The organism is Nocardia aegles, from assembly GCF_052545135.1.
Genome location: NZ_JBQWRI010000009.1, coordinates 248,238 through 274,046, shown reverse-complemented (window position 1 = coordinate 274,046; position 25,809 = coordinate 248,238). Strand labels below are relative to the sequence as shown.

Below are 25,809 nucleotides of genomic sequence, written 5' to 3'. Positions count from 1 at the left end.
GCCGTACAAGAGGCTTCGGACTGTCACGGGCAGATCATCCTCATCCGCCTCGACTGGGACAAAGATAACCTGATATCGGCTTGTCGGCCGAAACGTTGTGCTGCTTGGGGGTTCAGTGATGGTATTCGATCCGTACGCCTTCGACATCGTGGTGACCAATGCCTGCGCCGATGTTGCGGCCGAGCTATTCGGACTCGGGGGTCGCGAGGCTGCACGCGAGTGGGTCGTGCAGGTGATCTCGACCGAGGGTGCGATTGTCGATGAACTGCCGCCGGTGTTCGGCCGACGACGCAGTCCGTCCGGTTGGTTCTTGCTCGCCGATGGGCTGCTGTTGTTGCCGCTGGCCTCCGGTGCCGACCGCACCGGCAGGCCGCAGTGGATCGCGACGCACTGCATCGGCCTGCGCGATCACGAAGTGGACCCGTTCCGGCTCGGCAGCCGCGCACTGCTGGAGCACGTCAGCTTTGCCGTGCACGCGATCGAGCGGTTCCAACAGCGCGGCGGCGGGCACCCCGATTCGGTACTCGCACGCCAGCAACTGGCCGAGGTGTTGGCACCGAGCGTCTACGCCAGCCCGAAGCCTCCAGCATGGTGGCGCTCGGCGAAGCCCGCCGAGTTCTACCTACTCGCCGGCAGCCGCGACGAGTTCTGCCTGCCGTGTCGTACGGGCGAGGGCGCGCGACCTTTTACCGCCACCACATTCATGCACCAAGCCGCCGACCTGTTCACGCTCCCGTCCAGGGAACTCGGTTCCCGCTGCCGTCTCGACCCGAGCCGGTTCCCTCCTGGTGGCCGCGCCGAGCGTCGCGCCACTCGCTGGGTAAACCGTGGCGGCCAGTTGGTCTGGCACAGGCCAGGGTTCGCCCCGGCAGAGATGTGGGCGAAGTGGTGGTTAGTGTTTGCGGACCGTGTCGCCGCGCCGGTCGCCTGGGAGCCCCAGAACACCCGCCAACCACTGCTGGTCCTGGGCCTAGTGGATGCCCGTCCCTGGTGGCGGCGTCTACTCGGATAGCGGCGGACGCCAGCTCGCGCTATCCGACGCGGGCACCAGAGCGGACAATGCATACGGGCCCGAAGCGGCAGTGCGACAGCTATCACTGGGCGTGCACAGATGGCGGGACGCGGAAACCTACGCGGGGTTGGCGGGTCGTGTGGTCTGGGGGTGCGAGTTGGTGGTGAGTGGAGGGGTCTCGGGAAAGGTGACCGGCAGTTGGTGGAGTGCTCGGTGGAAGGGGCCGGGTCGCCACCGCAGGGTGTTCGCGGGTGCGGCGAGTTGGATGTCGGGGAGAGCGTCGAGGAGTTGGTTGATGGCGTGTTCGGCGATCAAGTGCGCGACGTCTTCGGCCGGACACACGTGCGATCCAGCGCCCCAGGCGAGGTGTGAGCGATTTCCGGTGCGGTCGTTTCCGGCGATGGCGGGGTCGCGGTTGCAGGCGGCGAGGCTGATGAGGACGGGCTGCTCGGCGGGTATCCAGGTGTCATCGACCATGATCGGCTGACGCGGGTAGCTGGGGCAGAAGTTCGCCATCGGCGGGTCGGTGAACAGCACTTCATCGAGCGCGTCGCGAGTCGACAGGGCTCCGCTGAGCAGGCCGCCGCCGAACCGGTCATCGGTGAGCATCAGCAGCAGGGTGTTCGTGATGAGATTGCGGGTCGGTTCGATACCCGCGCCGTAGAAGCTCATCAACTGCGCCAGCAGCTCGCCGTCGGTGAGGTTGGCCGGGTGATGCGCCAGCCGGGAGGTGATGTCATCACCCGGGCAGGTGCGTTTGAGCCGGATCAGCTCGGTCAGGGCTTTTTTAAGTGTGGTCATTGCGTGTGCTGTGTCGGGGCCGGAATCGAAGCGGGCCGCCATCCCCGCGGCGACCTGGCTGCCGAGCGGGGGTGGACAGCCGATGATCTCGTTGAGTGCGTGGAAGACGAGCGGGAAGGCACAGTCGGCGGCCAAATCGGCGCACCCGTGGCCGCTGAAGGTGTTGATCAGTGGGATGGCGATGGCTTCGACGCTGGCGTGCAGGCCGTGCAGATCGACCCCTGCGATGGCCGTAGCGGATGCCTTGCGGTAACGCTCGTGCTGGGGCCCGTCGTGGAACCGTGCCGCGGGCTGCCAGCCGAGCATCCCTCGAACCGGCGAGTCGAGCGGGATGCTCGTCTCCCATTTGCGTGGGTCGGCGGGGAAATGGTCGGGGTCTTGCAAGATGTTCACTGCTGTGCGGTAGCCCAGCACCAACGTCGCTGGTACGCCGGGGGCGAGTTCGATCGGCGCCAGCGCCCCGAACTCCTCGCGCATCTGCTCGTAGGCGCGGTGCGGGTGCGCGGCGAATTCCCTGGTGTGCAGCGGCACCCGGGGGCCGTCGCCGGTATCGACGGGGGATCCGTGCCCTGTGGGGCAGGTTCCGGGCGTCGGGGATGCAGACGAGGTGGTCATTCGAGTGACTCCAGATGAGGATGCGGAGGTGACGGGCAGCACGGGGCGATGTCGCGCGGGCCACAGTGGTGAAGCCGGGCCGAGGCCCTGGGAGAAGAGCCGCGCGGACGGCACAAGGGCGAGCCGTATCGAGGGGCGAGCCGTGCGGCGGGGTCAGGTGAGGACGGTGCCGAGTGTGGTGAGTAGTGCCTGCTGCTGGGATAGTTCGCACAGGTGGTGGATGTACCCGTCCGGTCGCAGCAGGCACAGAGCGTCGGTGTCCTCGGCGCCGTAGAGCTTGTGGACGGCGTCGTTGTCGGCGACGACCGCGCCGTCGGATGCGAGCCCGCGCTGGTCGGGGGCGGTGATCACCGGAAACTGCACCCGTCCCCCGAACCGCTGCCCGAGGTGGGCGTGCAGCGCCCGCAGTGCCGGTGTCGTGTGGGCGTGTCGCTGGAATGCCAGCACGGTATGCCCGGGATGGCGCAGCAGGTCGTGCACGCTGCACCGTGGGGTGAGGGCAAGGTCGGGGGCGCGATCCCCAGCCGCGAGTCCGCCCAGCGACCCCGCCGGGGTGCCGGGACCGGTGGCGCGGTAGGTGGTGGCGATTCCCGAGATCCCGGTTACGGCTTGGTGAACGAAGGCGGGGTCCCGGAGGATCGCGAGGCGCTCGACCAGCGGTGTGCCGTGCTTCATAAGTAGTTCGTGGAGCTGTTTGGTGCGTGCGATCACCTGGTGGGCGACCGGCATGCGTTCGCGCTCATAGTCGTCGAGGATCGCTTCGGGGGCTTCTCCCCTCGCGACCAGGGCGAGGCGCCATCCGAGGTTGACCGCGTCCTGCATGCCCAGGTTCATGCCTGCCCACCTGCGGGCGAGTGAATATGCGCGGCGTCCCCGGCCAGGATGATGTTGCCGCGCCGGAAGCTGGTGCTGATGCGGTTGCGGATGTAGAAACTCGCCGTGCCCTCGAGGTCGGCGAGGGTGAGCGTGCCGTGGAAGTTGTCATCCAGCGCCGACTGGAACGCCTCCCGGGAGGTGTCGCGTTCGGCTGCCTGGTTCGTGTCGCTGACCAGCACCCGATGGGTGGGGCCGGGTAGCGGGATGAGCAGCGTCATACGGTGTTTATGGACGTGGTAGTCCAGATCATCACCCGCCAGGCCAAGCCCACCCGACACCGCCCTCAACACCGCGTCGGTCATCCTCATCTCGCCGGCGTGGTACTCGCCGCCGACGAAAGCCAGACCGGTGTGGCGTCGGACGGTGCTGTTGAGCCCGTCGCAGCCGACAAGCCACTCCGGATGCAGTGTCTCCTCCCGGCCGGTGGTGGTGTCGACCACGCGTGCGGTGATGGCTCCGGTGTCGTCGGTGGTCAGCGAACGCAGCTCGGTGTTCCACTCGATCTCGCCTCCCAGCGCGGCGAGCTGCTCACGCAGGATCTGCTCGATCACACGCTGCGGAATGGTGAGCAGATACGGGTAGCGGCTGTGAAGTTGGGTGAAGTCCAGCCGCGCCGTCTCGGCCACCGCACCCGCGTCGTCGTAAAAGTGATAGTTCATCGACCGGACACAGCGTCCCTGAGCCACGAACGGATCAGCCATCCCCGCTTGAGCGAGGTGTTCCAAGGTGCGGGCCTGCACCACACAGGCACGGGAGGTCGCCGCGTGTGCACTGGCCTTCTCGAAGACTCGGCACGCTACTCCACGCCGCCACAATTCGATGGCGTGCATCAACCCGACCGGACCCGCGCCGACGACGGCGATCCGGTCGCGGGAAACAGAATCAGACATCAATGGGCCTTCCTGATCCAGCTACGTTTTGCGGGCTAAGGCGCCGTAGGTGCAACCGGGCGACCTGGTCTCGCCGGGGTTGCCAGTGGCTGATCGACAGCAACCCCGGCTCCACCACGTCCAGGCCGTCGAACACCGCGGCGTTGTCGTGCACATAGCGGTCGGCTTCGTGGTGGGCTGAGCCGCCCAGCGCAGCGTTGTGGACGCAGACGATGCTCGCGCGTGTCGTGTCCATGCCCATGCCGGCTGGCGCGCGGACACAAGTCCGGGGAGCATGATCGGGCACGCGGACCTCCCTGATGCGCGGGACTGTGGGTCGACTGTCGGCCTGTCCGTGACTCGCCCTTGAAATGTCCAGGGACGCAGGGCTTCCGAATAACAGCGCCACAGAGAGCTTGCAGAATTGCCGGTCTGCCAAACTAGTGCCGTCCTGGGGAAACACGGGTAAAGTCCCCGGCTTTACCCAACCTGTCCAAGGGGAGCTATGAGGGACGTCGCGTGGACATCGAGTCGTGTCCGGGCACTCCGCACGGCCAAGCGGCTCAGCCGCGAGGAGTTCGCGCGGCTATTGGGTGTGAACAAACGAACTGTTCGCCTCTGGGAGAGCGGGCAAACAACAAGGCCGAACGCCAGCAGCCAACGACTGCTACACGCAGCGCTCGACGCCGCCGAAACTCGAGAACTCGCCCGATTTCACGCCGCAGTGCGCGAAGCCGCGGGTAGCGGTGACGATCAGACAGCCGATGCCACCGCCGATTCGCGCGCCTCAGCCTCCGGACAGTCCGCTGCCCCCACGGCCGCGACCGGGTCGAATCGAGACGGTGCGGGTGCCACGATGAATGATGTGCAGCGTAGACAATTCCTCGCTACGGTCGCGGCAGCGGTCGTGGGATCACCAGCCGGTTTGGCGCGATGGAAGCCACAGCTACCATCGAGTAGCGCGCCGCTGCCAAAGAAAGTGGGGCTGAGCGATGTCACACGGCTGCGTCTGGCGATAGACGAGCTGCGCAGTCTGGACAGCCGATTGGGCGGCGGATTCGCCGTCGATCCGGCCTTGGGTGCGCTGGCCCAAGGAGTGGGGCTGTTGTCACAATGCGGCGATGAGGTGCGTCCTGAGTTGGAGTTGGCACTCGCCGACCTGTCCAACACGGTGGCATGGGCACACCATGACGCCGGTCAACAACAGCAAGCACGTCTGCACTTGGCCCAGGGCCTCGGGTGGGCACTGGACTCCGGCACCATCACGGGGTTCGGTTTGGCGGCTGACCTGTTTTTCGGACTCGCGCGAGTCGAGTTGCATGAAGGCGACCCTGGCACAGCGTTGAAGATGGTGCAGTTAGGGCAGATCGCCGCCGCCGACGCACATGACATCGGAGCTGCCGCGCAACTACAAGCGACAGCGGCATGGGCCTACGCACTGATCGGTCAGCACCGGCAGATGGCCGACAGCCTCGCACGAGCCGAGCACGAAATGAGCCTGGTCGACCCGCATTCCAGCGAACCCTGGATGAAGGTCTTCTTCTCCGGCGGCGGCTACCTCGGACATCAGGCCCTGGTACACGGGGTGCTGGCCGCCAACACCGACGACCCCGCAATAGCCGCGGCGAGCGCTACGCGCGCAACGGAACTGACAACCACCTCATTGACACTGTCTGGCCCGGACCGGCCCGCGCGGTCACTCCTGTTCGATCGAATAGTTGCTGCCACCAACAACTTCCGAGTCGGCGACCTCGACACGGCGATAACGCTGACCCACCGCGCGGTTGCCGATCTCGAGGAGATCGCGACCCAACGGGGCATCCAACGACTACCAGAGATCGTGGTGGCGGCCACGCCGCATTCCTCCGACAGCGCGGTCGCCGAGGTCATGCACCAGGTCGAGGTCCTGGTGTCGTCGTAAATTCGATGCAATGACACAACTGTCGACCTCACGAGAGCACGAGCTGCGCGCTGTGCTGGAAACCATCTGCCAGCACGCTGGACTCGACAGCGGCGAAGCCAGATTGATCAAGTACACCAACAACGTCGTCTGGCAGCTCTCCGCCGCACCCTTCGTCGTTCGGATCGGCATCGGAGCGATCGGACTCGCACGCGCTCCACGCGTCGCCACCCTGGCCCAATGGCTGGCCGAACGCGACGCGCCGGTCCCTCGGCTGATACCCGAGATCGCGCAGCCGATCATCTCGGGCGACTACGCCGCGACGATGTGGGAGTGGCTGCCCGGCGCCGAAGATCACTGGGATGTCACCGATCTAGCGGCGCCGATGAGGGCGATACACGCGCTACACGTCCCCACCGACGCTCTCGCGGAGCTGCCTCGCTGGGACCCATTCACTATGGCGCGGCGACGGCTCACCGCCGCCGACCCAGTGCTGCCCGACAGCGACCGCGTCTGGATCACCCAACAATGGCTGCAAGCCGAACACGACTACAACCAGCTACCACCACCGCGGCACGGCATCATCCACGGCGACGTACACACCGGCAATCTTCTGCGCGACAACCACGACCGAGCCATACTGTGCGACCTCGACAGCGCAGGCATCGGCCCGCTCGCCTGGGACCTCGCAACCAATCTCGTCGATGCCATGCGGTTCGGATCCGACACAGATTTCGCGCGCCTGAGCGTCGCCTACGGCCAAGACGTAAGCGACGATCCGGCATGGGCCGTCCTCTGCCGAATCCGTGAACTCGGACTGGTGACCAGCGTGCTACCCGACCTCGCGCGCCGCCCCGCCGTGGCCGCCGAACATTCCCGCCGTCTCCAAGCTCTGCGGGACGGCAACGTTGAGCCCTGGCAGCCGTACAGATAACCGACCAGCCCCCGACCAATGACCTACACCACCCTGCGGAAGCCTCTGGTCGTACGAGGAACCCCAGAGAACCAACCCTTCCGGGCATTGTTTCCGCGCGTCCCCGGGTTTACGGCACCCAGGTCTCGAAAGACACGATCTCGACGATCACCGACAAAGTGACAGCGCGGCGGCGCTATTGGGGCTGCCATGTCGGCCGGCCGTCGTGGGCGGTGGTGATTCGGCCGAGTTGGACGTCGGCGAAATGCAGACCGAAGCCGAAATCGCCGGGGTCGGTGAGTTGGTCGATGATGGCGCGGCAGGTGGTGACCGACGCGGCGGGGTCGTCGTCGATGGTGCTGGTCAGGTGGGGATAAGTGATCTGTAGTGGGGTTTGCATCGCGTCGCCGAACACGATCAATCGGTGCTCTGGGGAGGTGATGATGTAGCCGAGGTGGCCGATGCTGTGGCCCGGCAAAGCCAGGGCGTGCACGCCAGGGAAGATTTCCTCGCCGTCGGCGACGGTACGCACTTGCGCGGCGAAGACATCAAGCATCTCGGCGCTGGCGCCGGTCCTGGCAGCCAATGCTCTGTGCTGCCATTCGGTGTCGCCGACCAGGACAGGGATGTCGGCGAAGGGGCCACTCGTGGTGGCGGGGGCGGTTTGCCAGAGCCACCCGATGTGGTCCAGATGCAGGTGGGTGATGGCGACCAGTTCGATATCGGCCAGGGATTTGCCCGCGGCGGCGAGACTGTCGAGGAGTTGCCCGCCGCGCATCAGCCCATACGGGGTGGGCACCGCCAGCGGCCCGAAGCCGGCGTCGATGAGCATGGCCCGGCTGCCGTGCTCGACCAGCAGCGCGCCGACGCTGGCCACGAGATAGCCCTCGTCGTTGATCAGATGCGGATTCGCGGACCAGATCTGGTCATCGGAGTCCGGCAGCCACGCGCGGGGTTCGAGCAGGGCGACACCATCAGGGAGATAGGTGATGCGGTGATCGCCGAGGCGATGGTGATGGAGTGTCGCGGGACGGGTGTAATGGTCGAGGCTGAGGGTCATGATCGGTGCTCCGTGTGTCAGGGTTCGGGGTGGATGTGGTCGCCGCCGTGACCTGTCGCGCGGTCGGGCGGCCTGAGCACGTGCTGAGGGCCGGGTGGGGTCGCGGCGGCCCGGCGGCCGGGTCACAGCGCGGGCCTGCAGGCAGGTGCGCCGGGCGGATGCGGGGTCGCGGCGACGCGAAATTCGGCAACGGGCATGGGGTCTCGCAGGTGGGATCGGCAGCGGGCAACGGAGGTCGCGCCGAGAAGGGCTACGGATCGGGCCCGGCGGTCGGGTACGCCTGGACGCCGGTGGTGTCCGCTGTGTCCACACCGGTTGTGTTGTCCCAGCTGTCGGTTACGGCCTCAGGCATTGCGTCGGCGATCGCGGTGTCGATCTGAGCTCCGGCCTCGGGTTGCCGCCCGATGGCGGTGTCGAGGACGTCGCGGGCGCGCTGGATCAGGTCGTTCGGTGTCGGGGGCCGCTCGATGTCCGCGGTGTCGGTGGTGATGTCGCAGCGGGTGCGGCGCAGGCTTTTCAGCGAGCGCCGAACCCCATCGGCGATGGCGGTGCTGGTGTAGCCGCGCCAGCGGGTGTCGAGGTCATCGTGGCTCGAGTACAGGTAGGCCTCGACCCGTTGGGCGAGGTCTTTGGTGGCTGTGCTGAATGCCCGGGCGCGGGCCTTGCGGCCCAGGCCGATCGAGGTGGCGGTGCGGTCGGCGCGGGTCCACAGGGCTTCCATGTTGCGCCGCAACTGCTGGGCGGCGGCCGGGTCCGGCTCGGCGTCAGCGGTCGCGATGCGGAGGAGGTGTCCGCGGGCAACGGTGATCGCGGCCATGTCGGTGAGCTGGCGCATGTCGTCGACGACGCGGGGGGTGTTTCGCCGTCCGGGTGCTGGGCGCGGCGCCGGGAGCAGGTGGTCGTCGCTCCAGGCGCGGCCGGATTCGGCGAGCCGCCGCACGACCCCGACCCAGTCTGCGGGCACACCACGATCACGAGCCTGGATCTCCGCCAGGGCGCGCTGCCGGTCGATCGCGGCGATCTGCTCGAACCCCGCGTTGGCGGCGGTAGCGTCCGCACCAAGGGGCTGGATGCCATTTTTCAGGTGGGTAGCGTCGGCGGCCAGCTCGTAGATGTGGCGCAGCAACGCCGCGTGGTCCGGCGGGATGTCCCCGCTGCGTGTTCCTGATCCGGGGCGGGTCATTGTCCGTATCCCTCGCCCGGTGAGGAGAACTGTGGCGCGCCGATGTCGGGGGCTGTCGCGGGGTCATACAGCCCCGCCTCCACGGTGGGGTTGTGGCTGAATGCGGCTGTCGGGCCGCCGACTGTGTCGGCTGCGGCGGGGCCGGTGAGGTTCGCTGCGTCGAGCGCCGCGTCGATGTCCGCACCGGTAGTGGTGGTGGCGGACCGGAACAGCGGCGGGAGTGTCAGCCCAGCCCGGATCGCTTGGACCAGTTCCTCGTGGGCGGGCAACGATGCCGCAGTGTCGATCGGGATTCCGGCGCTTTTCAGGGCGGTGGCTTGCAACGCGTAGGAGCGGGTGTCCGCCCGCGCGAGTTGGTGCCAGCGCTGCATCAACCCCTCGGCGGGTACACCGTCGAGCGACGCGATGGCGGCCTGTGCCCATTCTCCGGCGTCGCCCCACAGGTCGTGGCCGTTCTCGCTGGTGAGGCCGAGCAGGTTGGCCACTGCCTGGGTTCGGGAGTGCAGGGCGCGCAGGTTGCGATCGACGTCGACGACCACGCTGGTGTCCGCGGCGGGGTTGATCCGGTCACTGGCGGTGTGCAAGGCGGTCCACGCGCGCAGTCGCTGCGCGTCGGCGTCGAGGTCGCCGAGGATGCGGTCCCAGTCGGATGGTTCGGGGGCGTGCAGGTGAAGGTCGGCGCGCCAGCGGATGCCGCGGTCGCCGCGCGTACGCACCTGGTCGATCCACACGTGCGGCACCCCACCCGCGTGCGCGGCGTCCAGCAGCGCCTCCCGCAGCAGCGCGCGTTCTTGGTAGTCGGCATACCAAGACTGTGGCGGGTTCTGCCCGGTCAGCTGCAGGCGTTCGGTGGCGGTGGCGACCATCCGGTGGAGCAACACTGTCTGGTTCTGTAGAGCTTTCAGCACCGCCGCCTGCGCCTGGGTCGGTGTCCTCACGACTGCGGCCTGTCCAGGAAATCGTCAGCGAAAGCGCGGAAGTCGGGACCGAACCCGAGCCGCTCGACCGGGGTCGTTGCACCCACGGTCCCGAACCATGCGGCCGGGACGGGTTCGGCCGGGAGGCCGGGGGTGTCGATGTGCTGGTGCGGGGTGCAGCGGTGCAGCGGGCCGTTGGCGGCGTCGAGGATGTAGCGCATGTGCGGGTCGATGTGGCGGGTGAACAGCGTGCTCATCGCGGATTTGTCCTCGGCGCGGCGTGCTGCTTCGAATACGCGGTGCAGCCCGGCGAACCGCACCGAGACTGCGTGATGCGCCCACCACTGGCGGCACCAGGTGTAGTGGCCTTCGCGGTTGTCGGCTGCGATCCGCACCGAGGTCACCGGCAGCAGCCACTCCTGCACGAAATGGCTCCAGTGCGCGAACAGCGGCGGCGGACCCTTCTTGTCCTCGTCGGCGGCGGGCGTGGCGGGTTTGAAATATCTGACCGGGACCGGGTCGAACGGCAGGCTGGGTGTGGCGATGTGGGTGGTGCGGGTGCAGCGGTGCAGGGGCCCGTTGGCGGCGTCGAGGATGACCTTGAAGTGGGCGTCGACGTGGGAGAGCACGAAAGCGCTGAAGCCGTTGCCGGTGCGGGCGCGTTTCTGGGCTTCGAACGCGGCGTGCAGGTGCGCGATCCGCACCGCGACCGGGCGGTGGGCCCACCACCGCGGGCACCAAGTAGAGGTGTTCTCCCGGTTCGCTTCGGCCAACCGGACGCTGATGAACGGCCATAACCACTTCTCGGCGAACTCGGTGAAATGCCGATATGACGGCGGCTGCGGCTTCTTCGGCGCGCTGTTCGTGCCTGGCGCAGTGTTTCCCGTCGCCGGGGGCGGCGCGCTCACGAGCGCTCACCACCGTCGGCCGGATCTTCCTCGGTTCCAGGGGCTGGCACCGTGTTCTGAGCGGCGGCTTTCTGGAACCGCTCGAGCGATGTCCGGATCAACGGCGCGTATTCGGTGTCCGACCACCAGATCTTTCGCACCACGACCGGCCCGTGGTTCGGGAGCCGGACCAGGGCGCGGTCTTTCGGGATCGCGGCCAGCAGGGCGGTGTCGAGGATGGGTTCGGCGCGCCAGGACACGGTGCGGTTGGCGCCTTGGGCACCGTGGCTGCGGGAGCGGTCGGCGACGTCGTGGGGGCCGGTCATCGCCGACCAGTGCTCCAAATAGTCGGTCGCGGCGATGCCGCCGCCGTAGACCTCGATGGATTGCGCACGCATCGTCCTGAGTCCGTTGGCGCCCCACAGGTCTTCGCCTTGCTCGAGGACCTGCAAGATCGTCATCAACACGATCCCGCAGCCGCCCGCGTAGGTGTAGTAGGACGGGAGTTCGGCGATACGGGCGCAGTTGGCGGCCTCGTCCAGCACCGCCATCAGCGGCACCGCCAACCGTCCGTCCGGCCGGGTTCGCGCCGCATCCAGTGCGGCCTCGAGGATTTGCCCGACCAGGGCCGACGTCAGGGGTGTGGCGCCGTCGGGCCCGGCCATCGACAGCGCATACAGGGTGTCGCTGCTGGTGACGAACGCTGCGGGTTGGAATTCCGGTAGCTGCTCGTGGGTCGGGTCCTCATCGGTCTTGTCGATGACGATGCGGGTCTGGCGAGTGTCTTTGTCGGGGACTTCCCGAACCGCGATCCGCACTCGCCGCGGCGGAGTGACCATGCGGGCGTAGCCCTCATCGGACAAAACGTTGAGGAAGCGGCGCGCCATGTCGAACAGCCCGTCGCGTTGGCGGCTGTAGAGCGCTTGGGATTCGAGGATCCGTTCGGCGGAGCGGTGGTGTTGGTAGTGGCGCAGGATCAGCGCTGGGGTCTGGTCCTGATCACGTCCGAGCCATTCGCCCACATGAAGCAGATCACCGCCCGCGCAGGCCGCGGCATACAGATACAAGCTGAGCAGCTCTTGCGCGCCGCCGTCGAAGTAGGAGTCGACCTTGGCGTTGGCCGCTTGCGCGGCCGAGCCGGACGCGGCGGAGACGAAGAATCCGGCCAGTTTCCGGGCCTTGGGCAGGGTGGTGACCTGGGTGAGCAGGTTGACCCAGAATCCGCAAACGGGCTTCCCGGTGACTGCTTGCAGGTCGCACAACCAGATCTGGCCGTGCTGTTCACGCCCGGAGAGGGTGTGCCGGTACAGGTCCGGTTTGTTGCTGGTCGCCAGGCACGGGCCCCACGCTGAGAGCACCGCCGGGATCGCCCACGCCATCGTTTTGCCGGTGCGGGTGCCCGCGGCGATCGTCACCCCCAGCTCGGCGGGCACGAATAGTTCCACCCCGCCGATGACGGTCTTGCCCAGAGGGGGTCCTTTGCGGGCTCGGATGTCGGCGGGCGCGTCGCGCAGCAGCCGCTCGTTGGCGCGCAGGTTGTCCCGCGCCCGTGCCATCCGAATGTCGCGAGGTCGTTGCATGGTGCGTGCGGCGGCGTCGATCTCGCTGCCGCAGGTGAGTGTCCGCCACCCGAACACCGCCAACCCGCCAGCGGCGAGCAGGTAGATGACGCCGATGACGGTGGCTTGCCACGGCCAAGGATGCCGGCCGGTGGCGACGTCCAGCAGGGCGGCGGCGGGGTGGCGGGTGACGGGGAGTCCGGCCCAGCGGCTGCCCAGGCTCAGCGCCGACCACGCCGCCAGGGCGATCAGCACCCCTACGAGAAACAGCAGCAGGAGGATCGTTTCCTCGCCGAGTCCGCGTTTGGTTCTGCGGCGGGTTTCGCGGGTGGAGAACATGATGAAGGGGTCCTTGTCGACGAAGAGGGGAATGGGTGGGGACGCGAGGGTCAGGCCGTCAGGTCGGCATCGACACCGACCGCGCGCGAGGGTGCGGGCGGGTCCTCCGGCCCCTCGGCGGCGCTCCACGCGCGGAAGTCCGCGTCCGGCAGTGCGGCGTCGATGGCTGCGCTCATCTGGGCACCGGCGTCGTCGTCGAGCCCGGATGCCTGCGATGGCTCGATCGACTGCTGTGCCGGCCGCGCGGGGCGTGCGGGCGAGTGGTCGGGTGCTAGGAGCTGTTGGAGGTTCGCGGGCAGCTCATGGGAGTAGGCGCCTGTGAGTCCGGCGCGGTAGGCGGCCTCGATGTCGGCGGGGGCTGCCGCGGTCTGGGCGGCGTTGGTACGGGCGGTACGCGCGGTATCGAGCAGGGATTCCAGCCGCGCGAGGCGGGCTTGATCCTGTTCGGGGGTGCCGTGCGGCCAGTGGTCGGCCAGGCGGGTGTGTTCGGCGGTCGCGTCCTGCAACTGCCGCAATGCCACGCGTTGGCGGGTGAGGCGTGCGTCTCGGCCGGCGTCGAGGTCCCCGGCGGCTTCCTCTGCGTCCAGCAGCCGATCGGTTTCGGCGATGATCGCGTCGACTTCGGCGATGCTGGCCAATTCCGGTCCGCGCCCGCCGAGGGCACGGTCGAGCACGCTGGTGGGCTCTGCGTGCTGTTCGGGTGAGCGGCCGGGTGGTTGCCATCGGGCGCCGTCTTGGTCGGAGCCGGTGGTGGTGGTTTCGAGGTGGCCGGTGATCTCAGCGGCTTGGCGCAGGTTGCGCCACACCACCGGCTCGACGTCGAGGTCTCCCTCGAGCTTGGCGCGGTTGATGCGGTGGTAGGCGGCGCGGGTGAATTCCGGGCGCGCTTCCCATCCGGCGACCGCGGCTTGCAGTTGCCCCCAGAGGTGGCGGTGCTCCAGCGATTCGTGGCGGCCCCACCGAGCGGCGAGCTCGTCGGCCCAGGCGGTGAGTTCCTGCTGTTGGGTGGGTGTCTCGCCGTGTGGTGCGATCAGCCTCAGTTGGTAGTAGCGGGTGAAATCCGCCCGGATCTGGGCCTCGGTCGCGTTGTCGGCGTCGCGGTAATACGCCGGATCGGTGGTGGCGTGCCGCGGATCGGGCCAGCTCATCGCCGTACCCGCCGATCATCGTGTCGGATCGGTCGATGCTGTAGCGGCACTGCACGATCAGGTGTGGTGTTGGACATCGTCGACCTCCGGGGATGGAAGGCGTGGACCGCGTTCCGTCACACGACGGCGCACGGTGTTCGAATGTCCCCTGCCAGTTCGGGTTCGAGCGTCCCGGTCAGTACCCGGTGACCGGTACGTCGACGAAAGCGTGTGCGATGAACTCGTCAGCTGCGCTGAGAGGTCGTCGGTAGCGCGAGTCCTTTCTCGAACTCTTCTAGTACGGGCCGATGCCGAGATCGGTCGCACCACGAGAGTCGACTGCCTGCCCGGGATGATCGGTCTCTGCGTCCCAGGTGTGGTCCCCGGTGGGAAGAGCAGCGTCGACGGCGTTGCCGATAGCGACTGCGGCGTCGGGGTGTGTTGCGTTGTCGCGGGCGAGGGCGGCGTCGACGAACTGCGAGCGCAGCGAAACCCAGGCGTTGTCGATCATCTGCTGCGGTGTCGGTGGCATGACCTCGCCGCCAGCGATCAAGGTCCCGGTGTCGGGGTCGGTGGGAACGTAGGGCGGGATCGCCAGATCCGGGCTCGGGGCAGCGTAGGCATTCCATTCGGCCACCAAATCGAGCTCGTTGTAGGTCTCCAGGTGCACCGCATGCCCGCGGCGCGCGCCTTCGGCGTCCGGACCCCAGAACAAATCGGCCTCGGTAGCGGTGAATTGCGCAGCGTGCGCCAAGGCGGTGACCCTCTGGTGATACAGCTGCATGTTGCGCGCGAACTGCGCGGCGGCGGCCGGGCTGGTGCCGAAACTCCATCGGCCGGTGGAGATCCGGTCCGCGCGGGCCGCGGCGAGCGCGGCCATCCGCTCCAGATGCCATAGATCCAGGTGCAGCATGTCGAGGTAGAAGTCCTGAGCAGCGTTGTCGCGCATCGGGTTTTGCCGCACCCCAGCCTCTACTCGCGGACGGGTGCTGCGGATGCCGAGCTCGCGGGCGTCCTCGATCCACGCCGCCGCGATGCCCGCAGTGAGCGCGGTCTGCTCGGCCTGCTCGCGTTGGGCTTCCAACCCGTTCAGATGGGCCTGCCACGCGGCCTGCTGGTCGCCGTCGCTGGTGAGCGCTTCGAACTTCTCCCACCCGGCGTCGGTGATGCGGGTGTGTTCGGCAGCCAACAGCCGTATGCGCATCAACAACTGCGCCTGCCACTGCACCACGGTCTGCGGCGGTGAGAATTCCGATTCCGGTGTGGTCATCGTCGCGCCCACCTCACCGGTCGCGCTCGAGTGACGTCCCGGTTTCCGGTGGCCGGATATCGGGTTCGCCGACCGGTTCGCTGTCCCACATCGCGGTCAGGTGCTGCGGCAGCGACCGCATCGATACCGGCCTCGGGGGCCACCTGCCCGGGGGTGGTGGTCGACAGCGCTTCGGCGGCGCAGTCGATGAGCAGCTGCGGGGCGGGTGGCGCTCCACTAGGTTCGGGTGAGGTCACTGCTTGGCCGGCAAGAGGGTCAAGCGCTCGGCGGGCGTCGTGTTCGATACCGCGCCAGGCGTAGACGCGCCATCGCTCCAGCAAGGCAGGGTCGTCGTAGCCGCGCACGGTCACCGACACCAGCTTCAACCAGCCCGCGCTGTCGCGATCCCACAACTGCGCCCGCTCAGCGGCGCTCAACCCGACGACGTGAGCGGTTTCGTTCGCTCTAGTCCACACTGCGGCCATGTTGCGGTCGAACTGCTCACGCGCGCCGGGATCGTCGGCGCCGATGTCGTCGAGGCCACGCAGCCGGTACTCGACGCTGATCGCGGCCATGTGCTCGAGCTGCCAGACATCGGCGGCGATACCTTCGACCATGTGCGCGCGCACCGGGTCTTCCCCGCGCCGCATGGTGTTCGGGGAGTGCGCGCTGTCTGCCCACCGCAGCCCTCGCACTCCGGCGACACGCGCCGCGGTGATCGCGGACTCGGGCACGCCGACAGCGGCGGCGTGGAGTTCGATCTCGCTGCGGTCGGCCTCCAGCGCACGTAGGTGGCTACGCCAGGTGTGCAGCTGGACCTCGTCGCCGCTGCCGTAGCGCGGCTGGTAGATGGGACACCCCTGTCGCAGGACGCGGGTGTGGTCGGCGGCGGTGTCCTGGATGCGTTCGAGCAGCCGCAGCTTCCAGCTCGGCAGCCCCTCCCCATCGGGTAGCGGATGACTCACGGGCAGATACCTTTCTCTGAAAATGCCTGGTATGAACCACTTCTGTCAGCTCCGGCCGGGTCATGGCTCCGGCCCGGGGGCGAGCTCCTGCCGCGCTCCGGCCGCGTCGAGCGCGTCGTGGGCAGACTCGTGGGCGGCGTTGGGGATGTCGGTGAGTCCGGCGGCGTCGATCGCGGCGGTGATGTCGGCGGCGGGATCTCGGTCCCGGTCCGGGGCGACGACGAGGAGCGCGCTGGCGTGGTCGGTGGCCGCGAGTGCGGTGGCGGCGTGGTCGACCATCTGGTCGGGCGAGTCCGGCATCTGGGCGGCGATGTCATCAGGGGTGACTCCGGCGGCTTGCAGCACGATGACCGGCATCGCCGCAGCGGTGAAGTCGGCGCCGGCGAGCTGGTTCCATCGCTGCGCAAGTTGTTGGTCGCTGTGTCCGCGGAGCTGTTCGGCCACCGTGGTGGCCCAGTGCCGGTGTCCGCGCTGCCACACCTGGTGGTGTTCTTCGGCGCTCAATCCCAGCGCGTGCGAGACCGCGCCGAGGCGCTGCCAAGTCATGCCCATCACCCGCCGAAACCGCGCCACCGCATCCCCGTCCAGCGCCACGCGGCGGGGGTAGGCGGCGGCGATCCCGGCCATGTCCTGCAACCCGTGGATCTCCCGGCGCAGCGCGGTGATCAGCGGATGCCGCTCGACCTGGCCGGACCCCAGTAGGGTTTGTCCGGCCGGCCAGCGGGCGCCGCGTTCTCCAGCGGCGCGGGCATAGTCGATCCATGCCTTCGGCACGCCTATGGCCAGCGCGACTGTCTCGCACTGTTCGCGGGAGCGCTGGCCGATCCGCACCTGCCCGAGCACTTCCTCCGGCGGGCTAGGGTGACCGGCGTGATGGGCGCGCTCGAGCAATTGTTGGCTGTCGTAGGCGAGGTTCTGCACCGCCTTGAGCAGGTGCGCCTGCAACGGAGTCGGGGTGTCCATTTCACCGGCCTCCACCCTGCCGCTGAGCGCTGCTTCGGCGGGTCATGGTTCGAGCCCCGGATCAGGCGTCGCGGACATCGCCGCCGTGGACACCTCGGCCTCCAGGCCGAAACCCATCGACGGTGTCGCGTTGTCGCCGCCGAGTCCGGCCGCCTCGACCGCGTCGCTGATCATCGATCCCTCATCCACGCCGCTGTCGGCCACTTCGCCGTCTAGACCAGCGAGTTGGCGGCTGAGATGGGTGGCGAGCGCGAGTTCTTCGGTCAGGCCGATGACATCCTCGATCGCCACCGACGACGTCCACCCCGCGCCTGCCGTCGGGTAGAGGTCATCGACATCTTCGCCGGTGCTCGTGTCGACGAGGTGGGGGTCATAGACCCTGGCGCCGGAGTCTTCGACGTGGTGAACGTCGACCACGGTGGCGTCGACCACGTGGTTGTAGTCGTTTCCGGTGTCCGCGGCGAACCGCTCGCTGTAGGCGTCGGATTCGGCGGCATTCTGCGGCGATAGCCTTTCGGCGCTCTTCGCGGCGGCGAACGCGGCAGCAGAAGCCGCCGCTTGCCCGGTGTCACCGTGCGCGGTCAATGTATCGCTGAAACCTGCCGCGCGGCGGCGGATGTCGATGAGCAGTTCCTTGTAGGTGACGTCGAGCTCGTGGATTTCCTCGGCGCGGGTCTCCCGGTTCTGATAGGCGGTGATCTTCGCGTCGTGCAGTTCGCGGCTGTGTCTGCGTTCGAGCGAGCCCGCCATATTCCGCCGCGTCAGGTCTGCATCGGCGCGTTCGATCTGCCGCTGCGTGCGCCGCTGCTCGAGGTTGTGCTGCTGGTCACCGCGCTCCACACGAGCGCGGATTTCCTCGACCCTGGCGGTGTTGAGTTCTCGCGCGTGACCCGCGGCTTCCGCAGCGTTGACCACCCGCACCCAATGCTCGAATGATGACCGGCCCTCCTTCGCATCGGCGTGGCGCATCCGCTGCTCGGACTCCGCGCGAGAGCGCACCTGCCCGCCCTGGCCGCGCAGCAAGGCAGCGGTCGTGTGCGCTGTCTGCAAGGCCTGGACGAAGCCCTGCCGCACCGCCTGCCCGGATTCTTCGACCGGATCACCGCTCACCCCGCCACCTCCAATCCCGACAGCAACCACGCCGCCCGGTCGCTGCCGCGGGCGGCGGTCGCGTAGACCGCCCACCGCAGCGGCGGCTGACCGGCGGGCTGGAGTGCGACGGCCAGCACCCGGTGGGCGGATATGGCGGTGTCAGCGGGGTGATCGTCGCTGGTCACCCAGGCCGTGGTGGTGAGGGTGGTGGCCTCGGCGCGCCACTGCTGCCACTGCGCCGCGCTCACCGGCGCCCAGACCAGCGCCGCGGGCTCGGCGCGGTCGGCGAACCCGGCATCCAGCAGTGCCCGCGCTGCCTGCAACGCTGCGCGCTGGTCGAGCTGCTCGCTGGGCCGATAACCGAACACCGCTGCGACCGCCGCAGTGAGGACCTGCTCGGCCGCACACGGGTCCACACCCGTGAAGGGCGTCGCGAAATGCTCTGCCCCGCAGATCTGTTCAGGCCCCGCAGCGGGGGGCGTAATGTTCGCGCCACACCCCGCGACCGCCACCACGACCACGCCGACAAGTAACACCACGCAGAACGAACGGGCGCTCACGACTCACGCCCCGGGCCGAGTGGGGCCAGTGCAGCGCCGGGCGCGGAGTCGATGACCGCCTCCGCGGCCCAACCCGGCTCCCGCGCATCGGGCACTGCAGCGATGACTGCGGCATCATCGGCTGCCGACTCCAGGGCGTCCTCCCCCAGCAGCCGCACCATCCACGGCAGCAGCACTTCCCACGGAGGTCCTGCCCCGGTCACCGCCGCAGCTCCCGGGCGTGGCCGGCCATCGGTCGACGCAGCGTCTGCCGGTTCATGGAAAACGTGCTGGTGAGCGTGGGAAACGCAGCTGAATTGCCGGAACCCAGCTTCGTGCCGGCGAGTCGGTGCACCAGTGGGATCACACATCCGGGCCTCCTGGGGATGGGTTGGTGAAACGGCGCACGTCCATGCGTTCGCCCTCCCACGCGCTCAAGGGGGTGAGAGTGACGGTCTGCCCGGTTTGCGGAGCATGCAGCAGCAGGTCGCGGCCTTGGTCGTCGCGGCCGGCATAGATGCCGACGTGATGGGAATCGGTGTCGCCGGGGGCGGTGAAGAAGATCAGATCCCCCGGTTCCCGCTGCGCGAACGGCACTGTCTGCGCGGACGGGTGGTCTTGTTGGGCTTGGGTGTAGTGCGGCAGGCGGATGCGGCCACCGGAGGCGTGGTAGGCCGCATAGACAGTCAGTCCAGAGCAGTCGAATCCGCCGCCGGTCGGACCATTCGTGTCGCCGCCACCCCACACATATGGCGTGCCGATCCACCGCTGGCCGTGCTCGATCACCGCCCGCCCGAACCCACTCGCCTCCGCCGGCAACGACGTGCCGGAGCCGGTCGCCCCGCACCCGGCAGCCAGCGACCCAGCCGATGGGCGGGGCATCGAATTCGGGGCGAGGTCGGCGAACATCGCATACAGCCGCCGCGCCAACGCCAGTTGTCCGGCGTAGGCGTTGGGGGCGGAGCGTTCGATCGCCTGGGCCAGTTCGGCTGGTGACATCCGCTGTGCCGCAGCGCCGAGTCGTTGTGCCTGGTCGTAGAACCAGTTGATCTGATAGATCGGGTCCATCAAAGTCGCGATCCCGACTGAGCCCCAGACGCTGGCGCGCATCTGGTGCGGGCCGAGGGAGTCGTGATCGAACCCGAGCCCGTCGTTGGCGTAGTCCACCGATTCCGGCACCGCCGGATTCGCCAGGTTGCGGAACGTCGATTCGGTAGCCTGGGCGACGAGTTCGGCGATGATCAGCGATTCGGGCATGCCGCGCTGCTTGCCGACCGCGACCCCGTTGCGCGCCAACTGCAACTGCGACTCCGACAACCCCGCCACCGTCTGCCCGGTCGGGCCGCTCACCCCGCCCGCAGCCCCTGCCGACAGCGGTGTCGCGCACGAGGTCGCTGGGTCGGCGCCGAGGATCACCAGTAACAGGAGGATCAGCGCGATCGGCAGTCCGAACGCGGTCGCGGCCAGAGTTCTCGTGAAGGTGTCCATCGGCGCTCACCCGCTCGCCTCCGCCGTGGCGGAGAGGTTGTCGAAGCGCCGATTGGTGTTGTGCACATCCGCGGCCCGCTCGGTCGGGGTGAACACCATCCGGAACGGGATCCCCGGCTCGTTCGCCTCCCCGGTTTTCAGCAGGAAACATCCTGTACCAGGCGGGGTTTGGCGTCGTGCGGGGTCGAGGTCGTCGTCGCTGGGTGGCCGCGGCGCCGCCCAGGAGGTGACCAGCAGTTTCTCGGTGTCGGTGATGGCGACCGCGGCGCGGATGCGGTTGATCTCTTCGGGCCCGACGGGTCCGATGAGTTTGGCGCGGGCGCGTTCGAAGAATCCGAGGGCTTTGGCTTGCGCGGCCGGGGAGTCGAAGGCGGCGAGGTCTTTGATGGTGTGGCTGCACATGATCAACCCGGTGCCCAACGTCCGGTTGAGCCGGGTGAGGGCGTCGACGCGGTCGACCATGAACTCCCCCACCCCGAGCACCCGCCAGATCTCGTCCATGACGACCTCGAACGTGCGCGGCGGCGCGAGCCCAGCGTCGGCGAGGGCGTGCGCGGCGGCGACCGCGCCGAAACCTTCGCTCCAGCAGACCATCAGCACCGCCGCCAGGAGTTTGGTGTCGCCTTCGGGGATGCGCGAGACATCCACGCACACCGCTGGACTGGCCAGATCGAGCCGGGTAGTGGTGGGTCCGTTGAAGATCGCTCCGAACGGACCCTCGACCAGCGCGCGCAGGGAGCGGCGCAGGGTTTTGGTGCTGGCGCGGTAAGCGACATCGTCGTCCTCTTCGGCGAACTGGCGCAGGTGTTCGGCGCCACCAGAAATCACCTCGAGCAGGTCCGACAGCAGCGGCGGCCGCTGATGGGTGAATCCGCTCGTGGGGCTGTAGAGTTGGCGCAGCCCAGCGGCGAGCAGCACTTCTTCGTAGTCGGCGACCCGCGATCCGCGCACGAGCTCGATGAGCCCGGCGACGATGTTGACCTGCCCGGCTTCCACCCGCGCGGTGACCTGGCGACGCTGATCGGGGTCGGTGAGCTGGTCGACCACCGCGCCGAGGGCGCCGACGTCGAGAGGATTCAGGGTGCCGTGGCCGTAGCCAACGTCGACGACCTGCCCACCCAACTGCTCGACGAGATCGCGGTAGTCGGGTTTGGTATCCCCCATACACAGCACCGTTTCCCCGGCGGCGACCGCGCCGGTCACCATCCGCCGGATCAGCGACGATTTGCCGAACCCGTTGAGCGCCAGCACGAATGCGATCGGCGCGGTGATGAACCCTTTGAGGAACCATGACATCGGGTCGAAATGCACCGGTGCGCCGGTGATGTAATGCGCCCCCACCGGGGTGCCGACGGTCGGGGCGCTGGCGCCGACGCTGAACGGCCACAATCCGGCGACTTGCACGGTGGTCGCTCGCCATTCCGGGGTGGTGGCCACGACGGCGGCGCGGCCGCCGCCGAGCCCGCGATACCCGCGGTCGGACAATGCCGCTGGCGATCGGTCGAAGCCATCCCCGCCAGCGGTTTCCGCGCGGCGGGCGGCGGTGGCGCGTCGATGATCATCGCTCGATATCGCCAACCTCGCCCGCCAACCACGCAATCCAGGCTGGGCGGCGGCCACCTGCGTCGCGGCGCGCGCCGAAGCAGTGAGCACCCGCACCCCCGCGACCATCTCCGTCCGCGCGGGTCGATGCGTCTGCGATGTCGTCTCGTTCCCGCGGGCACTCATGCCGACACCCGCCTCGAGATCGAGGTGTGCTCGGGCAGGATCAATCCGATCCCCAAGCTCGCGGCGAACGCGGCGGCCTGAGTGCCGTAGCAGCGACGGACACTGAGTCGGGACGCGGCGGCCATTCCCTTCACCGAGGCTTCGATCCCCGGCAGGTCACCGTCGAGGTGATCGGTCACCGTCACCAGCACGCCGAACCGGGTCAGACCGGCACCGCGGGCTTGTTCCTCGCGGGCGGCTTGGGTGTTGCCGACCCGGATCCGGGCGGAGGCGGAGGCGATGCCGCGTTCGGTTTGCTCGGCGGCGACGGCGTCGCGGAAGTCGGAGTCCACCAGGGTGGTGGCCTCGGCGGCCGAATGCAGCCGGTAGACGACCGCGACGCGTTTGCGTGGCACGTCCGCGCGGGGACGCAGCAGTTCTTCGAGCACCGTCTCCATCACCGCGCCGCGTGGGGCGGCGTCCATCTCCCAGGTGATCGAGCGGGCGCCGTCGTGGACGTAGTGATCCCACCGGTCCTGATGGGCGATCGGACCGACCGAGTCCCACGACTGTGTGGACGTGATCGCCGTTCCGGCGGCTTCGACGTCGCGTTGGGCTGCGAGGTCGTAGCGGGTGCGCACCAATCCGAGCACTTCCCACGCCTGCAACGGGGTCGCGGGAAGCCCCGCCCGTGCCAGCTGGGACAACACGCCTTGCAGGCGTTGGCCGATTTCGCGGGCTTGCTCGGCGCTGTCGCGGCGGCCTTTGCCGATCGCGCGGTAGGTGATCGCGATCCGGGCTTCGATGCGCACCCCGACTCCGCCGATGTCGGCGGCGGCTTCGCGCATCACCGCCTGGGCGTAGGGGGGAGCGTTCGGGCGGACCAGACGGGTGACCTCCCGCGCCTGTTTGAGGCGGGTTTCGACCACGTTGTCCAACACCGAGGTGACCGCGACGACTTCCCCGCCGCGGCTTTGGGTGGCCAGGAACTGACCGTAGCCGTCGACCCAGGCTTCGATCTGGGCTTGGTCGACCAGTTCCTTGCCGCGCGGGATCACCCGCAACACCACCGTGTAGTGATCGCTGCGGCGAATGTGGATCATCGCGAACCGGTGCCCGCCCGCGGTCTCGTACTCGGTCAGCCTCGAATCTGCTACCAGCCCAGGCAGTGTGGCGACGCCGGGGAATTTGGAGAACCGGCCCGCGTGGTAGACGTGCTCGCCGCGGGCGCGGGCGGCGGCGAACTGCGCCCGCACCAACAGGATCTCCCAGCCGGTGCGGCCGTTGCGAGTCACCGCCAACGGGGTGAACACCACCGCGCTGCCGAGGATCAGCACACCAGCTGATAGCAGGGATCGGGTGATCATGAACCCGACCATCACCATGATGATCAACCCGAGTCCGAGCATCGACACACCCCAGGTCAACCCGAAGAACCCCGCGGAACGGGGACGTTCCCAGCGGCCATACATGCGTGCGGTCACCGCCGGACCTCCCCCGGTCCCAGCGCATCGGGATCCAACCCCGCTGCGGTGGCTTCGCGGGTCTGGTCTTCGATCGCTGAGACGGTCTGCTGCGCAGCGGCTGTGACCATCTGCGCACCCATCACCACCGCACCGGCCGCACCCGCGCCCGCGGCGCCGGCCGACTCACCGCCGCCAGCTGCTGCCTGCGCCGTCATGGGCTTGCCTGCCCCAGCCGACCCGGTAGGACGGGCACCACCGCCGCCGTGAGCCGCAATGCCTGCGCCAGCCCCGCCGGTCCCCGCACTGTGCGGGGCTGGGCTCACCGCACCGCCGCTGCCGTCGCCGGGCATGGGGCGGCCACCGCCGCCGTTTCCGGGCGGGCCCCCAGCGGCGGGTGAGCCGGGAGCCGGGCCCGCGGAGGCGTTCTCCCCTTCGCTGACCTTGCGGGCACTCGAGCGTTCCCCGACCGCCGCCATGGCGACCCCGGCCGCGCCGCCGGCCAGCACAGCTGCCGCGCCGCCCCCGCCGCCCAGGGTCGCGACGGCGGGGGCGACCAACCGGATCAGCGCGGGCAGCACGACCACGCTCATCACCAGCAGGATCAGCCCGAGCAGAACCAACTGCGGGTCGCGTTGGGCCTGGTGGCCGATGACGGTGAACGCGATCGCATAGACCAGTGCACCGACTGGTTTGAACAGCACGAATGCCAATGACCAACTCAACAGCTTCTTGTAGGCCTGCGAGCCGGGACCGGTGCCCGACGCGGCAGCCGCCAGCGGGAGCACCGCAACGACCAAGATCAGCAGTGCTTGCCGCACGACCAGCATCACCAACTGGATGAGTGTGCTGATCAGCCCGAACAGTCCGACCACTAGCAGCAGACCGGTGCCCAGTCCGGTGCGGGTGTCGGCGTCGAATGCGGTGAGCCGGCCGACGGCCCCGGCCCAGTCACCGGAGGTGGCGTCGAACAGCACCCAGTTGGCGAAGGCGTCGCCGGCGCGGGTTCCGGCGGTGATCACCGCGGCGAAGGCCATCGACGCGAACACCGCCCGCGCCAGCATCAGGAAACTTTCCTGTGCCTCGCCCGCGACCCCGCCGCGCTTGGCCAGCGCCAACCGCGCAGCGGCCAGCATGATCCCTGTCGTCAGCAGCAGCGCCTGCAGACCGCTGCTGTAGTCACGGATCGCCGACAGCGCCGTCCCCGGCTCGCCTCCCGCCCCGGTGAGCTGTGGCGAGGGAAGATCGGTCCACCATGTCATCGCCATCCGGATCAGCCGGGTGAACGCATCAAGCATCGTGTCGGCGAAATCGTGCAGCGCCGAGTTCGCCGCGTCGGACGCGGCGTCGGTGGCGGCTCGTTTGGCCATGCAGATCTCGCGGGGGCCTTGGGGTATGTCGCACCAGTCGATGTCGGGCACCTGTGTTCGCCAGGAACCGGCGCCGGGTGGGTGAGCGGCGAGGGTGGCGGTCATGGGATGGCCTTCCATGAACCGAACCCGGTCAGTGTGGATGTGGGAGTTCCGGGCGCCCAGAGGATTTCGATGTCGTCGGGGACGCGGACGCGCCAGTCGCCGTCGATCCAGGCCATCGGCCAGGTGGAGACGTTGTAGCCGAGCGTGTCGCGGGCCGCGAACTGCACCACCGCGAGGTCGTCGCGGTAGCCGGGCTGGACGCGCACACCATCGGGGACCACGACGTAGCGGGCCGCCTCCGGCGTGCGCTGTCGGGAGCGGGCGAACCGATCGGCCAGTGCTTTCCCGCCGCCGTAGTAGCGTTCGCCCACTGCCTGCTGCCACACCACGTCCGGGGCGGCCAGCGCGCGGGCGAGCGCGTCCGCTGCGGCCAGCGCCGCGCCTTGGGGTGTGCGAGCGAACCCGCTCGCGATGCCGTGATCGATGCGGGTGGGTCCGTCGCTGCCGGATACCGGTAGCGCGGCGCCGCCCCACCCGCGCTGCCACTGCAGCCGTGCGGGTGGGGCGGTGAGGTAGTCCGGGCGGGTCGGGTCCGGGCGGGTGCTGGGATCCTGTGGCAGGGCGGAGCCGGCATCGTCGGCGGTGACCTCCAGCCGGTTGCCGAACAGGTCGGTGGTCGGCGGAAGTGTCGGTGTGGTCGGCGGCAGGTCGGGAAGGGTTCGCGCGGTCGGTGTGCTCGGGTTGCCGGGATCGGCGCGGTGATCGGACGAGGTGTTGTCGTGGGTGATCGTCAGGACGAACACCGCGATCACGACGGCGGTGATGCTCGCGAGCAGGATGGTCAGGAGGCGATGGGATTTCATGGGCATG

22 protein-coding genes and 1 pseudogene are annotated in these 25,809 nt (G+C 68.6%); 3 read left to right on the top strand and 20 right to left on the bottom strand.

What is annotated here, in order from left to right; all coding sequences use genetic code 11:
* Positions 1-118: 118 nt before the first annotated feature.
* Positions 119-1,012 (top strand): hypothetical protein, encoded by an 894-nt coding sequence (locus ACT89H_RS23875; protein WP_445110884.1) that lies wholly within the window; start codon positions 119-121, stop codon positions 1,010-1,012.
* A gap of 117 nt (positions 1,013-1,129) precedes the next feature.
* On the opposite strand, the gene ACT89H_RS23870 is transcribed toward ACT89H_RS23875, so the two are convergent.
* From ACT89H_RS23870 to ACT89H_RS23860, 3 genes and pseudogenes are all read right to left on the bottom strand, one after another.
* On the bottom strand, positions 1,130-2,428 hold the full coding sequence (locus tag ACT89H_RS23870; protein WP_445110883.1) for a cytochrome P450 family protein: 1,299 nt from the start codon (positions 2,426-2,428) through the stop codon (positions 1,130-1,132).
* Between the two features lie 153 nt (positions 2,429-2,581).
* A pseudogene (locus ACT89H_RS23865) lies at positions 2,582-4,134 on the bottom strand (FAD-dependent monooxygenase).
* 52 nt (positions 4,135-4,186) lie between these two features.
* The gene (locus tag ACT89H_RS23860; protein ID WP_445110882.1) at positions 4,187-4,429 is read right to left on the bottom strand and encodes a hypothetical protein; all 243 of its coding nucleotides are present in this window, start codon (positions 4,427-4,429) and stop codon (positions 4,187-4,189) included.
* Positions 4,430-4,678: 249 nt separating this feature from the next.
* Between ACT89H_RS23860 and ACT89H_RS23850 the strand changes: the two genes are divergently transcribed.
* On the top strand, positions 4,679-6,094 hold the full coding sequence (locus ACT89H_RS23850) for a helix-turn-helix domain-containing protein (RefSeq protein ID WP_498049540.1): 1,416 nt from the start codon (positions 4,679-4,681) through the stop codon (positions 6,092-6,094).
* Between the two features lie 10 nt (positions 6,095-6,104).
* The gene (locus tag ACT89H_RS23845) at positions 6,105-7,007 is read left to right on the top strand and encodes a phosphotransferase enzyme family protein (protein ID WP_445110881.1); all 903 of its coding nucleotides are present in this window, start codon (positions 6,105-6,107) and stop codon (positions 7,005-7,007) included.
* Between the two features lie 175 nt (positions 7,008-7,182).
* Here the strand turns inward: ACT89H_RS23845 and ACT89H_RS23840 are convergent, their stop codons facing one another.
* The 17 genes from ACT89H_RS23840 to ACT89H_RS23760 all read right to left on the bottom strand — a co-directional run bounded on the left by ACT89H_RS23840 (position 7,183) and on the right by ACT89H_RS23760 (position 25,808).
* Positions 7,183-8,046 carry an MBL fold metallo-hydrolase gene (locus ACT89H_RS23840; protein WP_445110880.1) on the bottom strand — a complete coding sequence of 288 codons (864 nt, stop codon included), beginning with the start codon at positions 8,044-8,046 and terminating at the stop codon, positions 7,183-7,185.
* A 250-nt stretch (positions 8,047-8,296) separates the two neighbouring features.
* The gene (locus tag ACT89H_RS23835; protein WP_445110879.1) at positions 8,297-9,229 is read right to left on the bottom strand and encodes a hypothetical protein; all 933 of its coding nucleotides are present in this window, start codon (positions 9,227-9,229) and stop codon (positions 8,297-8,299) included.
* Positions 9,226-10,167 (bottom strand): hypothetical protein, encoded by a 942-nt coding sequence (locus ACT89H_RS23830; protein WP_445110878.1) that lies wholly within the window; start codon positions 10,165-10,167, stop codon positions 9,226-9,228. The genes ACT89H_RS23835 and ACT89H_RS23830 overlap by 4 nt, the downstream gene beginning before the upstream one ends.
* A complete protein-coding gene (locus ACT89H_RS23825; protein WP_445110877.1) occupies positions 10,164-11,054 on the bottom strand; it encodes a DUF4913 domain-containing protein in 891 nt (296 codons plus the stop codon). The genes ACT89H_RS23830 and ACT89H_RS23825 overlap by 4 nt, the downstream gene beginning before the upstream one ends.
* Entirely contained in the window at positions 11,051-12,931 is a 1,881-nt protein-coding gene (locus tag ACT89H_RS23820; RefSeq protein WP_445110876.1) for a type IV secretory system conjugative DNA transfer family protein, read from the bottom strand. Before ACT89H_RS23820 ends, ACT89H_RS23825 begins: the two co-directional genes overlap by 4 nt.
* Before the next feature lie 50 nt (positions 12,932-12,981).
* Positions 12,982-14,079 (bottom strand): hypothetical protein, encoded by a 1,098-nt coding sequence (locus ACT89H_RS23815; RefSeq protein WP_445110875.1) that lies wholly within the window; start codon positions 14,077-14,079, stop codon positions 12,982-12,984.
* A gap of 274 nt (positions 14,080-14,353) precedes the next feature.
* Positions 14,354-15,328 (bottom strand): hypothetical protein, encoded by a 975-nt coding sequence (locus ACT89H_RS23810; protein ID WP_445110874.1) that lies wholly within the window; start codon positions 15,326-15,328, stop codon positions 14,354-14,356.
* Positions 15,325-16,272, bottom strand: coding sequence for a hypothetical protein (locus ACT89H_RS23805; RefSeq protein ID WP_445110873.1), 948 nt, complete (start codon positions 16,270-16,272; stop codon positions 15,325-15,327). The genes ACT89H_RS23810 and ACT89H_RS23805 overlap by 4 nt, the downstream gene beginning before the upstream one ends.
* A 60-nt stretch (positions 16,273-16,332) precedes the next feature.
* Positions 16,333-17,235, bottom strand: a complete 903-nt coding sequence (locus ACT89H_RS23800; RefSeq protein WP_445110872.1) for a hypothetical protein — start codon at positions 17,233-17,235, stop codon at positions 16,333-16,335.
* 42 nt (positions 17,236-17,277) lie between these two features.
* Positions 17,278-18,345 carry a hypothetical protein gene (locus ACT89H_RS23795; protein WP_445110871.1) on the bottom strand — a complete coding sequence of 356 codons (1,068 nt, stop codon included), beginning with the start codon at positions 18,343-18,345 and terminating at the stop codon, positions 17,278-17,280.
* The gene (locus ACT89H_RS23790) at positions 18,342-18,887 is read right to left on the bottom strand and encodes a hypothetical protein (protein WP_445110870.1); all 546 of its coding nucleotides are present in this window, start codon (positions 18,885-18,887) and stop codon (positions 18,342-18,344) included. Before ACT89H_RS23790 ends, ACT89H_RS23795 begins: the two co-directional genes overlap by 4 nt.
* Entirely contained in the window at positions 18,884-19,090 is a 207-nt protein-coding gene (locus tag ACT89H_RS23785; protein ID WP_445110869.1) for a hypothetical protein, read from the bottom strand. The genes ACT89H_RS23790 and ACT89H_RS23785 overlap by 4 nt, the downstream gene beginning before the upstream one ends.
* A 139-nt stretch (positions 19,091-19,229) precedes the next feature.
* Positions 19,230-20,354, bottom strand: a complete 1,125-nt coding sequence (locus ACT89H_RS23780) for a C40 family peptidase (RefSeq protein ID WP_445110868.1) — start codon at positions 20,352-20,354, stop codon at positions 19,230-19,232.
* A gap of 6 nt (positions 20,355-20,360) precedes the next feature.
* Positions 20,361-22,082, bottom strand: a complete 1,722-nt coding sequence (locus tag ACT89H_RS23775) for a putative type IV secretion/conjugal transfer ATPase (RefSeq protein WP_445110867.1) — start codon at positions 22,080-22,082, stop codon at positions 20,361-20,363.
* The gene (locus ACT89H_RS23770; protein WP_445110866.1) at positions 22,079-23,545 is read right to left on the bottom strand and encodes an SCO6880 family protein; all 1,467 of its coding nucleotides are present in this window, start codon (positions 23,543-23,545) and stop codon (positions 22,079-22,081) included. The genes ACT89H_RS23775 and ACT89H_RS23770 overlap by 4 nt, the downstream gene beginning before the upstream one ends.
* A complete protein-coding gene (locus tag ACT89H_RS23765) occupies positions 23,542-24,999 on the bottom strand; it encodes a hypothetical protein (protein ID WP_445110865.1) in 1,458 nt (485 codons plus the stop codon). The genes ACT89H_RS23770 and ACT89H_RS23765 overlap by 4 nt, the downstream gene beginning before the upstream one ends.
* On the bottom strand, positions 24,996-25,808 hold the full coding sequence (locus tag ACT89H_RS23760) for a DUF8175 domain-containg protein (protein ID WP_445110864.1): 813 nt from the start codon (positions 25,806-25,808) through the stop codon (positions 24,996-24,998). The genes ACT89H_RS23765 and ACT89H_RS23760 overlap by 4 nt, the downstream gene beginning before the upstream one ends.
* Between the last annotated feature and the right edge of the window lies 1 nt (position 25,809).